Raw genomic sequence first — 20433 nt, 5'->3', positions numbered from 1 at the left:
ATTATGGCCTCAGCGGCAGTTGTCGGCCGCCTCGATGAGCCGGGCCGCCTGGTCGAGGGCCGCCCGGAGTACGGCCGGGTCGGTGACCGGGGTCTCCGCTGCGGGCGGCAGGAGCCAGCCGCCGCCGACGGCGGGCGGCTCGGCGGGGATGCGCAGCCCGCGGCCGTCCGTCCGCGTGCAGGCGCTGCCGGGCACGTCCCACGCCTCGGCCGTGCCGGACGGGACCAGGAAGCCGAGGACGGCGCAGGCCCCGTCGTGCAGGACCGGGCCGACGGGGTCGCCCTCCGCTCCCCTGCGCAGGATGTCGACGGCCTCGAGGCCCTGACGCGCCGGGACGGTCACCAGATCGCACGGTGTGGTTTCCGGATCCATATGAGGCAAGGGAACCCCTCTTCTCGTTCGACGCGACAGGACCACGCCCCGTCTCCGCATGGACCAACGCGCCGACGGCGTCAAGGGCTACGGCGGCACGCCGCCGCAAAGGGTGGCAGTTCATGGCGGATCACGGGCGAGATGCCCGGTTTGTAAGCAAACGCTGTGTGTGCGTCCCGTCACAGCAGGTACGTTCTTGCTCCGCCGGGACACCGGAAGCAGGAACCCGGCTGCACCAGAGAGGGCCCCGCCATGGTGTCGACACGGGCAGTTCCCAACCTCGCCTTCCGGCGGCTGCGCGGACAGCGCTCCGCCGGGGAGTTCGCGGCCGCGGTCCGCCGGGCCGCCCGCGAGATCGGTGAACAGGTCGCGTGCGACGCCCGGTACATCGGGCGCGTGGAGTCCGGTGAGATCCGCTGTCCCAACTACGCGTACGAACGGGTGTTCCTGCATATGTTCCCCGGGGCGAGCCTCGAGGACCTGGGCTTCTCGGCCCGCGAGAGCGTGCGCGGCCGGGGAGCCCGCCCGGCGCCCCCTCCCACCACACCCCCCACGCTCGACAGTGACATCTACGAGGAGAGCGACGTGCTGCGTCGCGTGTTCATGACCAGCGGCACCACCACGGTGGCAGCCGCATCCCTGGGCGCGGCCTGCCGGCCGGCCGCCGCGGGCCCGCTCGCCGTGCCCGCGCAACGCCGTGTCGGCGAGGCCGAGGTGAGCGCCGTCGAGAAGGCGGTGCGCCGGATCCGGCTGCTGGACGACCGGCACGGCGCGGACGGCCTCTACCGGCAGGCCTCGCAGCCGCTCCGGGCGGCGTACGCCCTGCTCGACGCCGGGACCGCGACCCGGCGCAGCACGGCCGACCGGCTGCACGCCGGCGCCGGTGAACTGGCGATCTCGGTCGGCTGGCTGGCCCACGACTCGGGGCGGTTCGAGGACGCGCGCTCCCACTACGCGGAGGCGCTGGCGACGGCGCGGCTGGCCGGGGACGCCGCGCTGGAGGCGCACGCCTTCTGCAACGCGTCGTTCCTGGCGCGCGACATGGGGCGGGCCCGCGAGGCGGTCCGCGCCGCGGAGGCCGGCCAGCGGGCGGCCCGCCCGCTGGGCTCACCGCGGCTCCTGTCGCTGCTGGCGCTCCGGGAGGCCGGGGCGAGGGCCTGGCTCGGGGACCGTACGGGGTGCGAGCAGGCGATCGGCCGGGCGCAGACGGCCTTCGGGCACGGGCCGTGCGAGGCGGACCCGGAGTGGATGAGCTTCTTCCGGGAGGCGGAGCTGGAGCTGCTGGAGGCGCAGTGCTGGTCGGCGCTGGGTGACTGGCCGAGGGCGGCGCGGCACGCCCGGCGGGCGACGCGCCTCCAGGATCCGCACTTCACCCGGAACCTCGCGCTGTACCGCGCGCAGCTCGCGGGCGACCTGGCGCGGGCGGGCACGGCCGACGAGGCGTCGGCGGCGGGCCACGAGGTGCTGGACCTCCTGGACCGGGTGCAGTCCTCGCGGATCAGGGGGATGCTCTCCGGCGCCGTGCGGGTGCTCCGGCCGCAGGGCGGTCCGGAGGTGGCGGCGCTGCTGGCCCGCTACGAGGAGCTCCCCCCGGCCACCTGAAGGACCGCGCGGCGGCCCGTGCGCCGGAAGGGCCGTCCCGGCCCCTCCGGACCCGGACGCCCTACCGGTCCAGGTGGCCCGTGTCGTTCCAGCGCTCCAGCGCCGGGAGTCCGTACGCCCAGCCCAGCACGGACAGCGAGGTCGGCTCCAGGCGGATGCGCGCGGCGAAGGAGATGTCCTCGCCCAGCCACCGCGCCCCGATCGCCCGCAGGATGTGCCCGTGGGCGAAGACCAGGACGTCGCGCTCGGCCGACCGCGCCCACGCGACGACCTCGTCCGCCCGGGCCGTGAGGCCGGCCAGGGTCTCGCCCCCCGGGACGCCGTCGCGCCAGATGAACCAGTCCGGCCGGTCCGCCTTGATCTGTGCCGGGGTCAGGCCCTCGTAGTCGCCGTAGTCCCACTCCATCAGCGCGTCCCACGGCTGGGCCCGGTCGCCGAAGCCGGCGATCTCGCAGGTCTCCGCGGCCCGGACGAGCGGACTGGTCCGCACCTCCACGCCGGGCAGCCCGTCCCAGGGCTGCCGGTGCAGACGCTCGCCGAGCAGCTTGGCGCCCTCGCGGCCGGAGTCGAGAAGGGGGATGTCGGTCCTGCCGGTGTGATTGCCCTGGACGGACCACTGTGTCCGGCCGTGCCGGGCGAGCAGGATTCGCGGTGCCATGACGGCTCTCCCTGAAAATACTGAGATCCGATGATCCGGGGACCCTAGGATCTGATGGGTCCGGGACAGCGGTGTCCGGGACGGCGACGGGGTGGCGTGCGCGGGCGGCCGGCTGGGGACCGGTGCGGGCGGACACCCCGGTCCCATCATCCCGCACCCGGCCCACGGGCAACCCGCGGGGCGGCGCCCGCGTCCCTTCCAGCGCATGACCAGGGCCGGTCCGCCGCGGACGTGGACCCGAGGGAAATCAGGGCATACGACCGCCGTACGGTTGAACGCCCGCCGTCGACCGCATGAACATGGGGAGAGCTACCGGATGCCGCACGCCATCGCCGTGACACCGCCCTCCGGTCACCGGCCACGCTGGTGGACGGAGCTCCCGCTGATCGCCGTGGTGTACGGGCTCTATTCGACGGGCCGGCTGCTGGTCCGGGAGGACATACCCGGGGCCGTGGAGCACGGCCTCGCGATACTCCGCCTGGAGAAGGCGCTGCACATCAACGCGGAGCACCCGCTCAACCGGCTGCTGACGGACCACCCCGCGCTCGGGATACCGGCCGACTTCGCGTACGCCTCCCTGCACTACCTGGTCACCCCGGCGATCCTGGTCTGGATCTTCCGGCGCCGTGCCGCCGCCTTCCGGGCGGCCCGCACCTGGCTGATGACCTCCACCCTCCTCGGGCTGGTCGGCTTCACGCTGATGCCGACCTGTCCGCCCCGGCTCCTCGAAGCCCACCACGGATTCGTCGACACGATGGCGCAGTACAGCGCGTACGGCTGGTGGGGCGCCGGCGCGAGTGCCCCGCGCGGACTCAGCGGGATGACCAACCAGTACGCGGCGATGCCGAGCCTCCACGTCGGCTGGGCGGTGTGGTGCGGGGTCCTGTTGTGGCGCCACGGCCGCCACCCGCTCGTCCGGACCGCGGGCGTCGCCTATCCGCTGATCACCGTGCTCGTCGTCATGGGCACGGCGAACCACTACTTCCTCGACGCCGTGGCCGGTGCCGCGGTGATGGCCGTCGGCGCCCTGCTGACCAGGCCGGTCATGCGGATCGCGGACCGGGTCAAGGACCGGGTGAGGGCGGTGTTCGCACACGCGCCCGCATCCCTCACCCCCGCGGAATCCCCGATTGTCAGTGACGGATGCAAGACTTCCGCGGGTGAGCGAATACCCGGCCAGCGGACCGCCTCCGCAGATTCCCGCGACGCGCGCACCCGTTCCACGGCCGAAGCCGACGACGACGCTCCGGCAGCGGCTCGCTGAGCTGCGCGGCCCGTCCGTCGCGCCGCATCCGCTCGACGCGCGCGCACTGGCGGCGCTCGCCGCCAACCCGGGATGCAAGCGGCGCGCCCTGCTCGACGGCGCGGGCGTCGACAAGGCCGTGCTGGCCACCGCGCTGGGCTCCCCCGCGGCATTCGGCCAGTCCCAGTTCGCGTTCGTCCGGGGCAACGCCTTCGAGGCCAAGGTCAAGGCCGACGGCGGTACGGAGCTGCTGCGCCTGCTGTTCGAGCGGCTCGGAGGCGGCGCCGAACCACCGGCCCGGGCCGCGGTCCCCGATCTGACGGCCGCCGGCCCCGAGGGCCGCGCCGCGCGGACCGCGCTGGCCCTGCGCGAGGCCACGGAGGCGGGCGGCTGGGCCCTGCTCGACCATCCGATGCTGGTGCTGGAGGTCGCGGGCTCCCCCGCCTATCTGGAGCCGGACGCCGTGGTGGTGCACCCGGACGGCACCTGGACGGTCGTGGAGATCAAGTCCTTCCCCATGATCGACAGCTCCGCGGACGCCGCCAAGGTCGGCGCCGCGGCCCGCCAGTCCGCCGTCTACGTCCTGGCCCTGGAGCGGATCGCCGCCGTGACCGAAGGGGCCGAGGTCGCCCACCGGGTCCTGCTGGTCTGCCCGAAGGACTTCTCCAACCTGCCGACCGCCTCGGTCGTGGACGTCCGCAAGCAGCGCGCCGTCACCAGCCGCCAGCTGACCAGGCTGACCCGCGTCGAGGACATCGCGGCCGCCCTGCCCGAGGGCACCACCTTCGACCCGGGCTGCTCCCCCGAAGCGCTCGGCAGCGCCGTCGAGGCCGTCCCCGCCGCCTACGCCCCCGAGTGCCTGGCCGCGTGCGAGCTGGCCTTCCACTGCCGGGCGAAGGCCCGCGCCGAGGGGGCGGTGGAGTCGCTGGGCCGGAGCGTGCGGGGCGAGCTCGGAGGCCTGACGACGGTCGCCGGGGTGCTGGCCGCCGCGGCCGGCAAGGAGGGCGATCCGGCCGACCCGACGGTCGCTGCCCTGCGCAGGGCAGCCGCCCTGCGGGCCGAGGCCCTGGCCGGGGTGGACGGCGGCGTCCCGTGTCGCTGATCACCACCCTCGCCCGGCTCGAGGCGGTCGACAGCGGGCGGGCCCAGCCGCTGGCCACCGTGCGCCACCGCCATCTGACCGGCCGGCCGCTCGTGCTCGTACCGCTGACGACCGCCGGTGAGGCGGGCGCGCCGCTCGGCGCGCTCGTGGGCACGGACCGTGCGGCACCCCGCCTCCTGGCCGTGCCCCAGCCGCGCGACCGCGATCTGCGGTTCGCCTTCCTCGCCGAGCTGGCCGAGGCGGTGCTGCCGCACATCGAGGAGTACGCCGATGTCGTCGAGCCCGCCGAGCGCAGCGAGACCGATCCCGCGACCGGCAAGAAGGTCAAGGTCGAGGTCGAGCTGTGCGCGGACGCGGCGCAGCTGATCGTGCCGAGCAGGGCCGGCATCGACTTCGTACGGCTGCTCGGGCGGTCCATGCGCTTCCGGCGCACGGCGGAGGACGACCCGGACACCCCCTACCCGGCGCCCGCCCGCGTGCCACTGCTCGGCCGCTGGCTGACTCACTACGGGGAGCGGGCCAGGGTGCCCGGTTCCTCGCTGCTGCTGGCCGCGACCGATCTGCTGAACCGCCACTGGGCGACGGGGCAGAGCAGCCTGGAGGACCAGCACCTCGGGGCGCTGCTCGCCTGGGTCGACCCGCCGGGCGGCGGGTCGGGCGCGGCGGCGGCGCTCCGGGCCGAGCTGGAGCGGGACGGTGCGGGCCAGCTGGTCTGCCCGCCCGCCGGTCCGCCGACGGACCCGGCCTTCGACAACAGGCTGCTGGCGCCCGCGATCGAACGGTACGACCGGGCGCGCACGGCGCACGCCGCCGCGGAGGACGGCCTCGACGCCGACACCCGGCTCGGCGAGCTGACGGGTGCCGAGCGGGAGATCAGATCGCTGCTCGCGGGGGTGCTGCTGCCGACCTGGGACGCGGTGTGGCGGGGGCTCGACCTCCTGGAGGAGCTGCCGGAGGGGTCCCGGGCCGAGGACCGGTGGACGAGGGACCGGTGGTCGTTCACAGCGCACCGGGACCGGGTGCGTGCGGGCGAGCCCCCGCAGCCGCGCCGGGACGACGCGGTGACGGCGGCGCAGAAGCTGGCCTCCCGGGAGACGGCCCAGGCACAGCTGGACGCCCAGGAGGCGCTCGACGACCCGCTGGTACTGGCGGGGCGCAGGCTCGCGGGCGAGGCGTTCCTCGGGGAGGTGACGGAGGTGGAGATGGCCTGGAGCGAGTCGAAGCGGCCCTCCCCGCGCCCCCTGGTCACGGTGCGGACCGTCGAGCGCCCGCACCTCGGTGAGCGGACCAAGGTCTACCGCTCGCTGGACGGGAAGCCGCAGACGGCGGAGTTCGTCCGGTACGCGGTGCCGGACGGCGCGGACACGGGGAGCGGCCCGGACACCGAGGCCGGCGCGGACACGGGGAGCGGCCCGGACACCGAGGCCGGCGCGGACACGGGGAGCGGCCCGGACTCCGTGGGGGACCCGGACACGGAGGGCGGCGGCCCGGTCCACCTGGTGCTGCGGATCACGGACCGGATGGGCCGGGGCAAGGAGCCCGCGCCCGGTTCGTTGCCCGAGCCGGGCGACCGCATCGCCTGGACCCTCTTCGAGCACGACCAGCGCGGCGGCCCGAAGCTGCCCGACCCGGAGGACACCCCGTGGACCCACGGCGGCCCGCCGGGGGCCGGCGGCGGACCCGCCGAACAGCCCGACCCCGTGACCGCGGAGGACCTCCTGTGACATCCGTACTCGACCCGGGTGCCGCGGCGACGCGGGCGACCGACGCGATCCTCGCCGACACCCTGCGCGGGACGGCGCGCGGCATCGTCGTGGACTCGCCGCCGGGCGCGGGGAAGTCGACGCTGGTGGTACGGGCCGCGCTGGAGCTGGCCGCGGCGGGCAGCCCGCTGATGGTGGTGGCGCAGACCAACGCGCAGGTGGACGACCTGGTGGTGCGGCTGGCCGAGAAGGCACCCGAGCTGCCGGTGGGCCGGCTGCACAGCAGCGACTCCGACCCGTACGACAAGGTCCTGGACGGCCTGGACAACGTCCGGAAGTCGGCGAAGGCGGCGGATCTGGCGGGTCTCGACATCGTCATCTCGACGGCCGCCAAGTGGGCCCACGTGAAGAACGTCGAGCCGTGGGGGCACGCGATCGTCGACGAGGCCTACCAGATGCGGTCGGACGCCCTGCTGGCCGTGGCCGGGCTGTTCGAGCGGGCGCTGTTCGTCGGGGACCCGGGCCAGCTGGACCCCTTCTCGATCGTGGGCGCCGACCAGTGGGCGGGCCTGTCGTACGACCCGTCGGCGAGCGCCGTCTCGACCCTGCTCGCGCACAACCCGGAGCTGCCGCAGCACCGGCTGCCGGTGTCGTGGCGGCTGCCTGCCTCGGCGGCGCCGCTGGTCTCGGCCGCGTTCTACCCGTACACCCCTTTCCGCAGCGGTACGGACCACGGTGACCGGCGGCTGTCGTTCGGTGTGCCCTCGGACGGTTCGGGTCCCGACCGGGTGCTGGACGAGGCGGCGGAGTCCGGCTGGGGGCTGCTGGAGCTCCCGGCCCGGCACACCCCGCGCACGGACCCCGAGGCGGTGCGGGCGGTGGCCCAGGTGGTCCGGCGGCTGCTGGACCGGGGCGGCGTCGCGACGAGCGAGCGGGCCTCCGGCCCGGTGCCGGTGACGGCGGAGCGGGTCGCGGTCGGCACGGCCCACCGCGACCAGGCCGCGGCGGTGCGGGCGGCCCTCGCGGAGCTCGGGGTGACGGGCGTGGCGGTGGACACGGCCAACCGTCTCCAGGGCCGCGAGTTCGACGTGACCGTGGTGCTGCACCCGCTGTCGGGCCGGCCGGACGCCACGGCGTTCCATCTGGAGACGGGCCGGCTGTGCGTACTGGCCTCGCGCCACCGGCACGCGTGTGTCGTCGTGTGCCGTGCGGGGGTCGCCGACCTGCTGGACGAGCACCCGTCGACGGAGCCGGTCCAGCTGGGTGTGACGGTGAAGTTCCCCGACGGCTGGGAGGCGAACCACGCGGTCCTGGCCCACCTCGCCGAGCACCGTGTGCATGGGGCGCCCTGATCCTGGGAAGCGCTCTTGCGCCGGGCTGGACAATGGAAGGTGGCCGTCCGGCCGTACGAGGGAGGAACACCACATGGCACAGCCCGAGCGGAACGAGCGGCAGCGGCTGCGTCCGGCGCCGCTGCTCTTCGAGCCGTCGGAGGCGGCGGCGGATCCGGAGCACTTCTTCGACCTGGAGTCGATGGAGGACCCGAAGGAGCTGCTCGCCCGCGCGACGGAGCTGACGCTCGCCTTCCGGGCGGCGACCGACCGGGCCGTGGAGTTCCAGGCCGTGGCCGCCGCCCAGCTCGCCGACCCGCGCCGGTTCGACCGGCTGACGGCCGCGGACATAGCCGCCCGGGCGGAGTGGACCGAGGACTACGCCAAGAAGATGATCGAGTTCGGCCGGTCCCTGCTGAACGACCCCGCGCCCTGACCGCCGCACGCGGCGGCCGGGCCCCCCGGCGCCGCGCCGCCCTGTCACTACGGGTACACCTCTGGCATATGCCGTCGGGCAAGATACCCCGTCGCCCCGCACCCTGTCCGGCTTTCGGCAACTCTGGGAGACAGGAGCGTCACGGCCGGTAGACATGACGCCATGAGCGCATGGCTGAACGACGGAACGACTCTGCGGACCGACGCCGCTCCGCACCACGGCGTCGACATCTTCGCCCTGCTCCGGGACCGCTCCGATCACCTGGCCGACGACCGGGCCGCTCAGGTCACGGCGTCCGGGGCCGCGTGGCTGGCGGGCGCGTCGCCCCACCCGCGCAGCACACTCTCGCAGTGGGAGGCGCGCCCCTCCTCCCCCGGCGTGCTGCCCTGCGGCTCCTCCTTCGACGTCGTGAACGTGCCGGCCCTGTTCGGCAGGCGCATGCTGGAGCGGCTCTGGGCGGAGGGGCCCGGCTCGGGCCCGGTCGCCACGCACCGCGGCCGGATGCTGCTGTTCGCCTCCCCGGGCACGGCGCAGCGCCTGCCCTCCCTGCTGGCCTGGGAGGAGTGGGGCACGGGCTCCGCGGACAGCGTGGAGGGGCACCAGGGAGCCCTGCCCCCGGTGCTCTGCCACGGCACGGGGGACGCGGTCACCGTCCCGCCCCTGACCGGCGGGGCGGGCTCCGGAGGGCCCCGCTGGGTGGTCGCCCCGGACACCCGTAACCCCTGGCTGCCGGGCCCGGACGTGCTGCTGTGGGCCTGTGTCCGGGTGGGCAGGTCGGCGGCCCCGTCGACCACCGGGAATTCGATTTTTCCTCCCGCCGATGCGGGTGCTAATGTCTACGACGTCACCAGGCGCCGTTAGCTCAGTTGGTTAGAGCAGCTGACTCTTAATCAGCGGGTCCGGGGTTCGAGTCCCTGACGGCGCACCGACGGAAGAAGCCCCCTCGCGGAAGCGAGGGGGCTTCTTCGTGCGCGCACCGGTTCAGGTGCCGGTGGTGACCCGCACGGTCCAGGCCCCCGACGGGGTCCGGCCGGCGACGTCGATACGGATGCGCTCGCCCGGCACGGTGAAGCGCTCGCCCTCCCGGAGCGGGGCGTCCGCGAGGGGCGGGTAGACCGAGCGGTCCCAGCAGGCGTCGGACGCGGGATGGGTGTCCAGCACCTCGACCGGGCCGCCGCCGGACGGCGTCGCGTTGCGGATGCGGTAGACGAGGACCCCCTCGGTGCAGGTCGTACGGTCGTTGCCCGTGGCGCTGCGGGCCTCGATGGCCAGCGCGCTGCCGGTGCCGGTCCGCACGACCGCGAGCCGGGTCCCGACGGACGCGCCCGGCACGGGCACCTCGGCCATGGGCTGCAGGGTGAGGTCCGCGGCCCCCTGCACGCAGACGACCTCCTGGCCCTCCAGCCAGCCGAGCTTCCACTTGTGCCAGCCGAACAGGTCCGGCGAGAGACCGAACTGGCTCCCCATCACGTCCCAGTCGCCGACGTAGGTGTCCCAGTCGCCCTTGCCGTCCTCCGGGCGGTGGTAGAGGTCCGCCAGGTCGAAGACGTGTCCGGTCTCGTGCGCGAGGACGTTCCGGTCCGGCGGGTGTTCCTCGAAGACGGTGACGACGCGCCTGATGTCCGTGCCGTCGGCGCGCAGCGGCCGGTCGAAGTTGACGACCTTGGTGGCGTCGGAGTCGACACCCGGCGCGTCCGGGTCGGCGACGAGGTAGACGATGTCGTACGCGGAGAAGTCGGTCTGCTCGTCGGCGGCCCGGATCGCGTCGCGCAGATAGGCGCTGCGGCGCTCGGAGCCCCAGTCGCGCCGTATGCCGTACCAGGTGGAGGGGTGCGGCATCCGGGTCCACTGGCGCTGGGGGTGGGCGCGCAGGGTGAACTTCCCGTACGAGGCGCGCTGGAAGAAGCGGGTCGTCGAGGGGAAGTAGTCGGCGGCCAGCACGTCGGGGGAGACGACGGGCTCGGAGTCGGGGAAGGAGAGGAAGACCATGACCGCGTCGAGGCCGGTAGCGGGGCGCGGGTAGGCGTCGTTCCAGGTGTCGAGGCCCAGCGAGTGGTGCGCCCCCGTCCGGGGCAGGGCGCACGGTCCCGCGTCGCGTGAGGCCGCCACGGCGGGGCCGGCGACGAGCCCCGTGGCGGCGAGCGCCAGGAGGGAGGTGAGAGCAGCCGCCGCACTGCGCAGGCTCGGCCTCTCCACTCCCCGGGATCCGTGCGGACGCGGCACATCTACCTCCGGGTGGCGAGTGCGGGACTTCCCCCTCACCCTGTGCCGGTTCGGCGGCGCACGCCCTGTTGTGCTGCCCCACACGGGTCAGCCACGGTTCGGGCTGATCACCCTGGAGCAGATGACCACCCTCACGGACAGTCACATTTGCTCACTCCGGAATCCGAAAACACCAGATCAGCGCAGAAGTAGTCATCTGCGGTCAAAACGCATGAGGGCGCTCCGCACGGGACAGGCGTGGAACAGGCGTGGGCCATGCGCGTGCCGCGTCTCCGAAACGGCGGGCGCGTTGGAACGGCCGGCGCGCCACCCTCTATGCTTCACCTCGTTTTCCTGCGTGGTTCCCGCCTCCGGCGCGGCGCTCCACTCCACGCCCCTGCCCGGCCACACCTGTTCACGACAATCTGCACAGCGGGAGCGAGCGGTGAGCGGAACCTCCGAAGGGCCGACGCCCCGGGCGGGCGTGTCCCCGGGCGTCGGGCCACCGGAGGTCACGCAGCGTGATCACCAGGGGTCCGACCTCTCCGAGCTGCGCGAATACCGCGCCGCGTTCGCCGCAGCCGCGCTCCCGATGGCCGTCGTCGACCACCTCGGCCGGATCGTCCGGCCGAACGAGGCGCTGGGCGGGCTGCTCGGCGCCGACCCCGCGTCCCTGACCGGCCGGCTCGCGGCGGACCTCGTCGGGCTCACCCAGGACAGTCCCGCCCGGCAGGAGTACACCGAGGTCCTGCGCGGCACCCGCCCACAGCTGCGGTGCACCCGGCGGCTCAAGCACGCCGACGGCCGGCCGCTGTGGGCCGAGATCACCGTCGCGCCGATGGGCGAACCGGCGGGCGGCGCGGGGCGGGTCCTGCTGACCGTCGCCGACGTCAGCGACCGGCGGGAGCTGCGGGAGCGGCTGCGCCACCTGCGGATGCACGACCCCGTGACCCGGCTGCCCAACCGCACGCTGTTCTTCGAACGGCTCGCGACCGCCTTGGAGAGCGGGCCGCCCGCGGACGGTCCGGCGCCCCGCCACGGGCGGATCGGCCTCTGCTACCTGGACATCGACGGCTTCAAGGCGGTCAACGACACCCTCGGCCACCGCACCGGCGACCGGCTGCTCGCCGCGGTCGCCGGACGGCTCACCGACTGCGCCGAGGCCGACGACCACCGCACCGGCGGCCATCTCGTGGCACGCCTCGGCGGGGACGAGTTCGCCATCCTGGTGGACGACTCCTCGGGCACGCACCAGCTCACCGAACTCGCCCGCTCGGTGCTCGCCGCCCTCCAGCGGCCGTTCGAGGTGGCCGGACACCGGCTGTCCGTCTCCGCGTCGATCGGGGTGGTGGAGCGGTCGTCGGCCGGCACCTCGGCCACCGCCCTGATGCAGGCGGCGGACACCACGCTGTACTGGGCGAAGGCCGACGGCCGTGCCCGCTGGACCCTCTTCGACCCCGAGCGCAACGCGCACCGCATGACCCGCCAGGCGCTCTCCTCCACGCTCCGCCCGGCCGTCGACCGCGGTGAGTTCACGCTGGAGTACCAGCCGCTGGTCGGCATGGCGGACGAGGTCGTACGGGGTGTGGAGGCCCTGGTGCGGTGGAACCACCCCCGGTTCGGGCTGCTCGCGCCGAGCAGGTTCGTCCCGATCGCCGAGGAGGACGGCACCATCGTCCAGCTCGGCCGGTGGGTGCTGCGCACGGCCTGCCGCCAGGCCCGCCGGTGGCAGCTGGAGCACCCGGAGGAGCCGCCGCTGTTCATCAGCGTCAACGTCGCGGTGCGGCAGGTGCGGGACTCCGATCTGGTCGCCGAGGTGGCGGAGATCCTCGCGGAGACCGGCCTGGCACCCGGGCTGCTCCAGCTGGAGCTGACCGAATCGGCGGTCATGGGCTCGTCGGGCCGGCCGCTGCGGGTCCTTCAGGCTCTGAGCGACATGGGCGTGCGTATCGCCATCGACGACTTCGGCACCGGCTACTCCAACCTCGCCTATCTGAGCAGGCTGCCCGTCTCCGTCCTCAAGCTGGACGGCTCCTTCGTGCGCGGCTTCCGCTACGAGGACGGCGCGCACCCCAGCCCCGCCGACGAGACCATCGTCGAGGCCATGGTGCAGCTGGCGCACCGCCTCGGCCTGACGGTCACCGCGGAGTGCGTGGAGACCTCCGGCCAGGCGGAGCGGCTGCGGCGGATCGGCTGCGACACGGGGCAGGGGTGGCTGTACTCGCGCGCGGTGGCACCGGAGCGGATCGCCGAGCTGATCGGCGCCAGGCCTCCGGAGGGCTGACCGGCCGCTCCGGAGGACCCCCCGGAACCCCGGACGCGGGTGGTCAGACCGCCGTGGGCATCCCGTAGGCGTCGGCGATCAGCTCGTACGAACGCAGCCGGGCGTCGCCGCCGTGCGCGTTGGCCGTGATCATCAGCTCGTCGGCGCCGGTCCGCTTGGCCAGGTCGTCCAGGCCGCTGCGGACCTCGTCGGCCGTGCCGTGGACGATGTCCTTCAGCCAGCCGTCGACGAACTCGCGCTCCATGGGGCTGAAGTCGTACGCCTCGGCCTCCTCGGGGGTCGGCACGAGGCCGGGGCGTCCGGTGCGCAGCCTGACCATGGACAGGGCGCCGGTGAGGACCTGGCGCCGTGCCTCGCGCTCGTCGTCGGCGGCCAGCGCCGCGACCCCGATGAGGGCGTAGGGGGCGTCGAGCACCGCGGACGGCTTGAAGGACTCCCGGTAGAGGTCCAGGGCCGGGACGGTGTTCCGGGCCGAGAAGTGGTGGGCGAACGCGAAGGGCAGGCCGAGGACGCCGGCGAGCCGGGCGCTGAATCCGGAGGAGCCCAGCAGCCAGACGGGCGGCCGGGCGGCCGACTGCACCCCGCCGGGCGAGGTGGCCTGCACGGGGCCCGGGACGGCGTGGATCCGGGCGTAGGGGTGCCCGTCCGGGAAGTCGTCGTCCAGGAAGCGGGTCAGCTCCGCGAGCTGCTGCGGAAAGTCGTCGGCTCCCTCGTTCAGCCGGTCGGTGCGGCGCAGGGCGGCGGCGGTCGCACCGTCCGTGCCGGGGGCACGGCCGAGGCCGAGGTCGACGCGGCCGGGTGCCATCGCCTCCAGGGTGCCGAACTGCTCGGCGATCACCAGCGGGGCGTGGTTGGGCAGCATCACGCCGCCCGAGCCGAGCCTGATGCGCTCGGTGTGGGCGGCCAGGTGCGCGAGGATCACGGCGGGGGACGAGGAGGCGACGCCGGGCATGGAGTGGTGCTCGGCGACCCAGTAGCGGTGGAATCCGCGGCTCTCGGCCAGCTTGGCGATGTCCACGCCGGTGCGCAGTGCCTGGGTCGCGGTGCGCCCCTGGCCCACGGTCACCAGGTCGAGCACGGAGAGGGGTACGGAGGCCGTCCCGCTCGCCGTGCCGCGAATCTCGTCGCCTCGGTTCTCGTCCACGTGTCTGGCCTCTCCGGTGCTGCGTGCTGTGTACCGGAGGGTGCCAACAGGAGGATGGCTCCGCTTATTCCCGTACGGGCGCCTTCGCGGCCCGCGCGGGACGGCCCCGTACGCCTACTCCCGCACCTCGATGCCCCGGGGCTCGGTGGCACCCAGCGGGGGCTCGCGAGTGGCGAACAGGGTGCCGAGGGTGGGTGCCCAGGTCCTGCGCTCGGCGAGCCGGAGCCCTTCCCAGACCGCCACCTGGTTGGCGGTGAGGACCGGCTTCCCGAGGAGTTCCTCCAGCTCGGGGACGTGCGCGGCGGTGTGCAGGGCGTTGTCGGGCAGCAGGACCACCTCGGCGTCGGGGTGGTCCCCGGCCACGGCGAGCTCCTTCACCAGTTCCACGTCGGCGGCGGCCGCGTCGGACGCCGTGATCATGCCGCCGCCGCGGGTGGCGGCCACCTCGACACCGCCGGACTCCAGGAAGCCCGCGAACAGCGCGGCGACGTCCTCGGAGTAGGTCGCGGCGACCGCGACCCGGGTGGCGCCCAGTTCGCGCACGGCGTGGACGAAGGCGATGGAGGTGCTGGAGGCGGGGAGCCCGGCGGCCCTGGCCAGCTCGGCGGCCTGTTCGTGCGCCCCGTCCCAGCCGTAGGCGAAACTGCCGCCGGAGCAGGCCCAGACCAGCGATTCGGCACCGGCCATCCGCAGTTCCTCGACGCCGGCGGCCAGCCGGTCGGGGGTGCCCGCCGCTCGGAGGTTCCCGGTCCTGCGGGCGTCCTCGTCGATGTCGGTGTGGAAGAGCGGCACTCTGATGTCGCTGTCGAGCATGACCTCGATCCGCGGGAAGTCGTCCTCCGCGGCGTGGCCCGGATAAAGAAGTCCTACGGTCGTCATGTCCATCCTTCCCCTGGGTCCGGATGCCCTGCCGGCACTCCCGTCACCGGTGCCCCTGCCTGGGACAAGTATTCCCCTCATGGCCCCGTGCCGTCGCCCGCAACAGCCGTGAGCTGCGGTTTCTCCCGTGTCGCCGAGGCCCGGTTGACGGGGGTGGCACCCGGTGCGAGCGTGGTCATTCCTGATGACCACTCCTGTGATCCTCGTCCTGGACGCCGACCCGTCACCGCGCCTCGGCCGGCTGACCGGCCGGGCCGTCGTACGGTACGCCGACGAGCGGACGCTGGCCGCGCTGCTGCCCGGCGCGGACGTCCTGCTGGTCTGGGACTTCACCTCCGACGCCGTACGGGCCGCCTGGCCGGGCGACGGGCCGCGGCCCCGCTGGGTGCACACGGCGAGCGCCGGGGTCGACCGGCTGCTCTGCCCCGAGCTGGCCGGCTCCCCCGCGGTCGTCACCAACGCCCGGGGCGTCTTCGAGCTGCCGATCGCCGAGTACGTCGCGGGGCTCGTGCTCGCCTTCGCGAAGGACCTCCCCCGCACGCTGGAGCTCCAGCGGCAGCACAGGTGGCGCCACCGGGAGACCCGGGGGCTCGCCGGCACCCGTGCCGTGGTCGTCGGCGCGGGCCCCGTCGGCCGGGAGATCATGCGGCTGCTGCACGGCCTGGGCGTCCGGGTCGCGCTCGTCGGGCGCACGGCGCGGCGCACCATCCACGGCATCGAGGATCTGGACCGGCTGGCGGCGGGCGCGGACTGGGTGATCGCCGCGGCGCCGCTGACCGACGCGACGCGCGGGATGTTCGACGCCCGCTTCTTCGGACTGCTCCAGCCCTCCGCCCACTTCGTCAACGTGGGGCGCGGCCCGCTGGCCGTCGAGGAGGACCTGGCCGACGCGCTGCGCAGCCGCTGGATCGCGGGGGCCGCGCTCGACGTGTTCCAGGAGGAGCCCCTGGGGCCGTCCAGCCCGCTGTGGGACGTGCCGGGCCTGCTGGTCTCCCCGCACATGAGCGGGGACACCGCGGGCTGGCGGGACCGGCTGGGCGAGCAGTTCGTGTCGATGTACGAGCTGTGGGCGGAGGGCGAGCCGCTCCCCAACGTGGTGGACATACGGCGTGGTTACGTCCCTTCTCCGGACATCGACGCACGACAGGCCTGATTGACGACACGTCATGCACGGGCGCCCTGCCGGGCATACGCCCTGCACACCGCCCGTCGCCCTCCGCCCATGACGAGAAACGGGAAGGTCACCCTCCGGCCACCGTTCGGTCACATGACAGCGCTTCCTGCATAGGCGTCCGGGATCGGGCAGGTGCTCACCCTGTCCGGACTGTTCGACACCCCGATTTCTCCAGGAGATTGCGAACCATGGCTGACTTCCCTCACCTGTCCCGTCGGGGCTTCCTCAATCGATCGGCGGCCGTGGGAGGTCTGCTCGTCGTCCCCGGCCTGCTCTCCGCGTGCAGCAAGACCGACGCGGGCGCCGCGGACGGTGAGGGCGCGCTCGACAAGCTGCGCAAGCAGGGATTCGTCCGGGTCGCCTACGCCAACGAGGCCCCGTACGGCTACATGGAGGGCAAGGAGCTCAAGGGCGAGGCGCCCACCCTGCACCGGGAGATATTCAAGGCGCTCGGCGTCGAGGAGCTGAAGCCCACCCTCTCCGAGTGGGACGGCCTCATCCCGGGTCTCCAGGCCGGCAAGTACGACGTGGTCAGCGCGGGCATGGCGATCACCCCCGAGCGCTGCGCCAACGCCCTCTTCTCCGAGCCGGAGTTCATCTCCCCCACCGCCCTGATGGTGAAGAAGGGCAACCCGAGGAAGCTCACCGACCTGGCCTCCGCGAAGGCGGCCGGGGCCACCGTCGGTGTGATGTCCGGTGCGGTGGAGAGCGCGTACGCCAAGGGTGCGGGCATCGCCGAGGGGAAGATCAAGACGCTGCAGAAGCCGCAGGACGGCGCGGACGCCGTCAAGGGCGGCCGGGTCGACGCGTTCCTGCTCACCGGCATCTCGCTGCGCTGGCTCGCCAAGACCAACCCGGAGACCGAGGTCACCGAGGCCTTCGTGCCGGAGCTCGACGGGAAGCAGCAGTTCTCCCCCGGCGGCGCGGTGTTCCGCCAGGGCAACGAGGACCTGAGGGACTCCTTCAACCGGGAGCTCAAGAAGATCGTGTCGGACAGGTCCCGCTACGTGGAGCTGCTCCGGCCCTACGGCTTCGGCGCCACCGAGATCCCGCCGGCCACGCTCAAGACGGCCGACCTGTGCAAGGGCTGACGGGGGCGGACCACACCGTATGAGCGACTTCTTCTCCACACTCCTCGACGAGCTGCCCCAGGTCGGATCGGGCCTGTGGGTGACCGTCCAGGCCACCGTCCTGGGCTCCCTGCTCGCACTGCTCCTGTCGTTCGCCCTGGGTCTCGCCGCGGGCAGCGGCCTGCTGCTGGTGCGCGGGGTCTCCCGGACCGTCGTGGAGTTCTTCCGCGGCACCTCCCTCTACATCCAGCTGTTCTGGCTCTACTACGCGATGCCGCAGCTGACGGGGTACGAACTGACCCCGCTCCTCTGCGGCGTGGTCGCCTTCGGCCTGAACTACGGCGCGTACGGCTCGGAGATCGTGCGGGGCGCGGTCAACTCGGTGCCCCGCGCCCAGTACGAGGCGGCCGTGGCCCTGAACATGACGCCGCTGCACCGGATGCGGAAGGTGATCCTGCCGCAGGCCTGGGTGCAGATGATCCCGTCCTTCACCAACCTGCTGATCCAGCTGCTGAAGTGCACGCCGCTGCTGTGGCTGATCTCCGCGGCCGACTTCATGACCACGATCGAGCACATCCGCAGCCTGACCGGCGAGACCCTCACCGCCTATCTGCTGCTGCTGGCCGTCTACTTCGTGCTCGCCTACGCGCTGACGCTGCTGATGAACCTGCTGGAGCGGCAGGCCAAGCGCAGGCTCGGCCTCCACACCGGGGCACGCGGCCTGCTCAGGACCCGTACGGCGGAAGCCGTCGCCACGGCCGGAGGTGCCCGGTGAACACGTTCGACTGGGAAGCGGCGGGGGACGCGCTCCCCCTGCTGCTCGAAGGATTCCGGGTCACCCTCCTCGCGACCGTGCTCGGCACGCTCGTCGCCGCGTTGCTCGGGCTCGCCATCGCAGTGGCCGGCCGCGCGCCCTCCCGGTTCGTGACGGTGCCGGTGAAGGCGGTGATGGAGTTCGTCCGCGCCACCCCGCTGCTGGTGCAGCTGGTCGGCGCGGCGGCTCTCTTCACCTCCGTGGAGCCCCTGACCATCGGCATCGTGGTCCTGGGCGTCCACTACGCCACGTACACCTCCGAGGTGTACCGGGCGGGCATCGACGGTGTGCCCAAGGGCCAGTGGGAGGCCTGCCGGGCGCTCTCGCTCTCCCCCCGGCGGACCTGGCAGGCCGTGATCCTGCCTCAGGCGGTGCGCAACGTGCTGCCCGCCCTCGGCAACTACGCGATCTCGATGTTCAAGGAGACCCCGTTCCTCGCCGTGATCACGGTGCACGAGATGGTCTTCGAGGCCCGCGGCTACGGCGCCGACCACTTCGCGTACACCGAGGCATTCACGCTCGCCGGACTCGTGTTCCTGGTCGCGAGCTACCCCACGTCGCTGCTGATGAGAAAGCTGGAGAAGCGCCTTGGCCACTGAACCCGCCCCCCTGGAGAAGATCACCGACGCGGCTCCGGACCCCCTGGTGACCGGGGTCGAGCCACTGGTCCGCTTCGACAAGGTCGTCAAGCGCTACGGCGACCATGTGGTCCTGGACGAACTGGACTTCACCGTGCGGCGCGGTGAGCACGTCACGCTGATCGGGCCGAGCGGCTCGGGCAAGACCACCATCCTGCGGCTGCTGATGACCCTGGAGAGGGTCAGCGACGGCGTGATCTGGGTGGACGGTTCGCCGCTGTCGCACGTGCGGACGCCGTCCGGTGCGCTGAAGCCGGCGGGTGAGAAGGACCTGCGGGAGTCCCGGAAGAAGATCGGGATGGTCTTCCAGCAGTTCAACCTCTTCCCGAACATGAAGGTGCTCCAGAACATCACCGAGGCCCCGGTCAGCGTGCTGGGGATGGACCGCGACGAGGCGGAGTCACGGGCCAGGGAACTGCTCGACCTGGTCGGGCTCTCGGGGAAGACCGACGCCCATCCGTCGCAGCTCTCCGGCGGCCAGCAGCAGCGTGTCGCCATCGCCCGCGCGCTGGCGATGCGGCCGGAGATCCTGCTCCTCGACGAGGTGACGTCGGCGCTCGACCCCGAACTCGTCGCCGGCGTACTGGATCTGCTGAGCGACATCGCCAGGACCACCGACATCACGATGCTCTGCGTGACCCACGAGATGAACTTCGCCCGGGACGTGTCCGAGAAGGTACTGATGTTCGACGCGGGACGGGTCGTGGAGTCAGGCTCCCCGGAGAAGATGTTCACCGATCCCGAACACGAACGTACGCGCGAGTTCCTCAACGCGGTGCTGTGACCATGTACGCGGCATCACGCCCGTGACTTCGGCATATGCCAGGCGGGTGCGCCCCAGCTGACGGTTCCGGGGCGCACCATCAACTCCCCTGCACCCCCTCCATATCGGCCTGTTCAGGACTATCGTGGGTCGTGAGCTTGTGGTCGCAACCTGGTAGAGGCCCTGAAGGGGGAACCGTGGCGTTGAAGCCCGAGCCGAAGGCACCGTTCCATTCGGTGCAGTACGCCTTGCGTGTGCTCGAGTCCGTGTCGGCGCACGGCGGCGGCGTGACCGAGGCCCGGATCTCCCGGGAGACGGGACTGCCGCCCGGCCATCTGGCCCCTCTCCTGCTGACGCTGCGCCGGGAGGGATACGTCGAGCAGGTCGCCGACGGCGCCTACATCCTCGGTTCCTCGCTGCTGGAGCTCGGCTCCGGCGCCGCCCGCAAGCGGGCCCTGGAGGCGAAGCTCCAGCAGACGCTGGTGCAGCTGCGCGACTCGGTCGGCGCGGCGGTCTACGTCAGCCGGTACGTCGACGGGGAGATCCGCGTCACGCAGGTCGCGGACGGCCCGCGTACGCCCGCGGTCAACGAGTGGGTGGACTTCCGCTCGGCGGCGCACGCCAGCGCGATCGGCAAGTGCCTGCTCACCCAGCTCGACCAGAACGGCCGGCGGGACCACCTGGCGAGGCACCGGATCGCACGGCTGACCTCCCGGACGATCACCAGCGAGAAGGTGCTCTTCTCGAAGCTGGACAGCCAGCCGGCGACGGTGCCGGTCCTGGACCTGCAGGAGTACGCCGTGGGCACGGTCTGCGCGGCGGTCCCCCTGACGGCGGGTTCGTCCGCGGGCTGCCTGGCCCTGTCCCTCCCCATCGAGCACGCGCACCGGCTGCGGGCCGCGGCCGCCACACTCAACCGGCGCGCGGCACCGGTGCTGCTGTCGCTGGCCCTCTGAGCCCCGGAGGACCGGAAGTCCCCGGCCGCCAGGACGGCGGCCGGGGACTTCGTGCGGGGCGA

Annotated in this window: 19 protein-coding genes and 1 tRNA gene; 15 read left to right on the top strand and 5 right to left on the bottom strand. The window is 73.3% G+C overall.

Annotated elements, in window-relative coordinates; translation table 11 throughout:
- Positions 1–9: 9 nt before the first annotated feature.
- Positions 10–372 (bottom strand): hypothetical protein, encoded by a 363-nt coding sequence (locus tag ACFC51_RS06600; protein ID WP_376367151.1) that lies wholly within the window; start codon positions 370–372, stop codon positions 10–12.
- A 252-nt stretch (positions 373–624) separates the two neighbouring features.
- On the opposite strand from ACFC51_RS06600, the gene ACFC51_RS06595 reads away from it, so the two are divergent.
- The gene (locus ACFC51_RS06595) at positions 625–1974 is read left to right on the top strand and encodes a tetratricopeptide repeat protein (protein WP_376367153.1); all 1350 of its coding nucleotides are present in this window, start codon (positions 625–627) and stop codon (positions 1972–1974) included.
- Positions 1975–2035: 61 nt separating this feature from the next.
- Here the strand turns inward: ACFC51_RS06595 and ACFC51_RS06590 are convergent, their stop codons facing one another.
- Entirely contained in the window at positions 2036–2632 is a 597-nt protein-coding gene (locus ACFC51_RS06590; protein WP_376367155.1) for a histidine phosphatase family protein, read from the bottom strand.
- A gap of 316 nt (positions 2633–2948) precedes the next feature.
- On the opposite strand from ACFC51_RS06590, the gene ACFC51_RS06585 reads away from it, so the two are divergent.
- The 7 genes from ACFC51_RS06585 (at position 2949) to ACFC51_RS06555 (ending at position 9372) form a co-directional block, all read left to right on the top strand.
- Positions 2949–3896 (top strand): phosphatase PAP2 family protein, encoded by a 948-nt coding sequence (locus ACFC51_RS06585; protein ID WP_376367157.1) that lies wholly within the window; start codon positions 2949–2951, stop codon positions 3894–3896.
- Entirely contained in the window at positions 3793–4977 is a 1185-nt protein-coding gene (locus tag ACFC51_RS06580; protein ID WP_376367159.1) for a hypothetical protein, read from the top strand. The genes ACFC51_RS06585 and ACFC51_RS06580 overlap by 104 nt, the downstream gene beginning before the upstream one ends.
- On the top strand, positions 4968–6701 hold the full coding sequence (locus ACFC51_RS06575; RefSeq protein WP_376527274.1) for a hypothetical protein: 1734 nt from the start codon (positions 4968–4970) through the stop codon (positions 6699–6701). Before ACFC51_RS06580 ends, ACFC51_RS06575 begins: the two co-directional genes overlap by 10 nt.
- Positions 6698–8032, top strand: a complete 1335-nt coding sequence (locus ACFC51_RS06570; protein ID WP_376367164.1) for an AAA domain-containing protein — start codon at positions 6698–6700, stop codon at positions 8030–8032. Before ACFC51_RS06575 ends, ACFC51_RS06570 begins: the two co-directional genes overlap by 4 nt.
- A 73-nt stretch (positions 8033–8105) precedes the next feature.
- Positions 8106–8447: a hypothetical protein gene (locus tag ACFC51_RS06565; protein ID WP_376367165.1), complete on the top strand. Its 342-nt coding sequence runs from the start codon at positions 8106–8108 to the stop codon at positions 8445–8447.
- A 162-nt stretch (positions 8448–8609) separates the two neighbouring features.
- Positions 8610–9308: a hypothetical protein gene (locus tag ACFC51_RS06560; RefSeq protein ID WP_376367167.1), complete on the top strand. Its 699-nt coding sequence runs from the start codon at positions 8610–8612 to the stop codon at positions 9306–9308.
- Positions 9299–9372: transfer RNA gene (locus ACFC51_RS06555), tRNA-Lys, on the top strand. Before ACFC51_RS06560 ends, ACFC51_RS06555 begins: the two co-directional genes overlap by 10 nt.
- 56 nt (positions 9373–9428) lie before the next feature.
- On the opposite strand, the gene ACFC51_RS06550 is transcribed toward ACFC51_RS06555, so the two are convergent.
- Positions 9429–10670, bottom strand: a complete 1242-nt coding sequence (locus ACFC51_RS06550) for a M6 family metalloprotease domain-containing protein (RefSeq protein ID WP_376367169.1) — start codon at positions 10668–10670, stop codon at positions 9429–9431.
- A 424-nt stretch (positions 10671–11094) separates the two neighbouring features.
- Here ACFC51_RS06550 and ACFC51_RS06545 point away from each other — a divergent pair, with 424 nt between their 5' ends.
- Positions 11095–12933 (top strand): putative bifunctional diguanylate cyclase/phosphodiesterase, encoded by a 1839-nt coding sequence (locus ACFC51_RS06545; RefSeq protein ID WP_376527271.1) that lies wholly within the window; start codon positions 11095–11097, stop codon positions 12931–12933.
- A gap of 43 nt (positions 12934–12976) precedes the next feature.
- On the opposite strand, the gene ACFC51_RS06540 is transcribed toward ACFC51_RS06545, so the two are convergent.
- Entirely contained in the window at positions 12977–14077 is a 1101-nt protein-coding gene (locus ACFC51_RS06540) for an LLM class flavin-dependent oxidoreductase (protein ID WP_376367173.1), read from the bottom strand.
- 114 nt (positions 14078–14191) lie between these two features.
- Positions 14192–14956: a decarboxylase gene (locus ACFC51_RS06535; protein ID WP_376367175.1), complete on the bottom strand. Its 765-nt coding sequence runs from the start codon at positions 14954–14956 to the stop codon at positions 14192–14194.
- A gap of 184 nt (positions 14957–15140) precedes the next feature.
- Here ACFC51_RS06535 and ACFC51_RS06530 point away from each other — a divergent pair, with 184 nt between their 5' ends.
- The 6 genes from ACFC51_RS06530 (at position 15141) to ACFC51_RS06505 (ending at position 20371) form a co-directional block, all read left to right on the top strand.
- Positions 15141–16109 carry a D-2-hydroxyacid dehydrogenase gene (locus ACFC51_RS06530; RefSeq protein ID WP_376367177.1) on the top strand — a complete coding sequence of 323 codons (969 nt, stop codon included), beginning with the start codon at positions 15141–15143 and terminating at the stop codon, positions 16107–16109.
- 209 nt (positions 16110–16318) lie between these two features.
- A complete protein-coding gene (ehuB, locus tag ACFC51_RS06525; RefSeq protein ID WP_376367179.1) occupies positions 16319–17221 on the top strand; it encodes an ectoine/hydroxyectoine ABC transporter substrate-binding protein EhuB in 903 nt (300 codons plus the stop codon).
- 19 nt (positions 17222–17240) lie between these two features.
- Complete coding sequence (ehuC, locus tag ACFC51_RS06520) at positions 17241–17975, top strand: ectoine/hydroxyectoine ABC transporter permease subunit EhuC (RefSeq protein ID WP_376527268.1); 735 nt, start codon at positions 17241–17243, stop codon at positions 17973–17975.
- On the top strand, positions 17972–18613 hold the full coding sequence (gene ehuD, locus ACFC51_RS06515; RefSeq protein WP_376367183.1) for an ectoine/hydroxyectoine ABC transporter permease subunit EhuD: 642 nt from the start codon (positions 17972–17974) through the stop codon (positions 18611–18613). Before ehuC ends, ehuD begins: the two co-directional genes overlap by 4 nt.
- On the top strand, positions 18603–19436 hold the full coding sequence (ehuA, locus tag ACFC51_RS06510) for an ectoine/hydroxyectoine ABC transporter ATP-binding protein EhuA (protein WP_376367185.1): 834 nt from the start codon (positions 18603–18605) through the stop codon (positions 19434–19436). The genes ehuD and ehuA overlap by 11 nt, the downstream gene beginning before the upstream one ends.
- 176 nt (positions 19437–19612) lie before the next feature.
- Entirely contained in the window at positions 19613–20371 is a 759-nt protein-coding gene (locus ACFC51_RS06505; protein WP_376367186.1) for an IclR family transcriptional regulator, read from the top strand.
- Positions 20372–20433: the final 62 nt, after the last annotated feature.

Source organism: Streptomyces sp. NPDC055962 (assembly GCF_042270185.1).
GTDB lineage: Bacteria > Actinomycetota > Actinomycetes > Streptomycetales > Streptomycetaceae > Streptomyces.
This window is presented reverse-complemented; position numbering and strand designations above follow the sequence as displayed.

Bases quoted from the DNA above. Each gene is read 5' to 3' on its own strand.
- ehuC (WP_376527268.1), top strand. From the start codon at position 17,241: ATGAGCGACTTCTTCTCCACACTCCTCGACGAGCTGCCCCAGGTCGGA.
- ehuB (WP_376367179.1), top strand. From the start codon at position 16,319: ATGGCTGACTTCCCTCACCTGTCCCGTCGGGGCTTCCTCAATCGATCG.
- ACFC51_RS06595 (WP_376367153.1), top strand. From the start codon at position 625: ATGGTGTCGACACGGGCAGTTCCCAACCTCGCCTTCCGGCGGCTGCGC.
- ACFC51_RS06600 (WP_376367151.1), bottom strand. From the start codon at position 372: ATGGATCCGGAAACCACACCGTGCGATCTGGTGACCGTCCCGGCGCGT.
- ACFC51_RS06565 (WP_376367165.1), top strand. From the start codon at position 8,106: ATGGCACAGCCCGAGCGGAACGAGCGGCAGCGGCTGCGTCCGGCGCCG.
- ACFC51_RS06560 (WP_376367167.1), top strand. From the start codon at position 8,610: ATGAGCGCATGGCTGAACGACGGAACGACTCTGCGGACCGACGCCGCT.
- ACFC51_RS06530 (WP_376367177.1), top strand. From the start codon at position 15,141: ATGACCACTCCTGTGATCCTCGTCCTGGACGCCGACCCGTCACCGCGC.
- ACFC51_RS06535 (WP_376367175.1), bottom strand. From the start codon at position 14,956: ATGACGACCGTAGGACTTCTTTATCCGGGCCACGCCGCGGAGGACGAC.
- ACFC51_RS06585 (WP_376367157.1), top strand. From the start codon at position 2,949: ATGCCGCACGCCATCGCCGTGACACCGCCCTCCGGTCACCGGCCACGC.
- ACFC51_RS06590 (WP_376367155.1), bottom strand. From the start codon at position 2,632: ATGGCACCGCGAATCCTGCTCGCCCGGCACGGCCGGACACAGTGGTCC.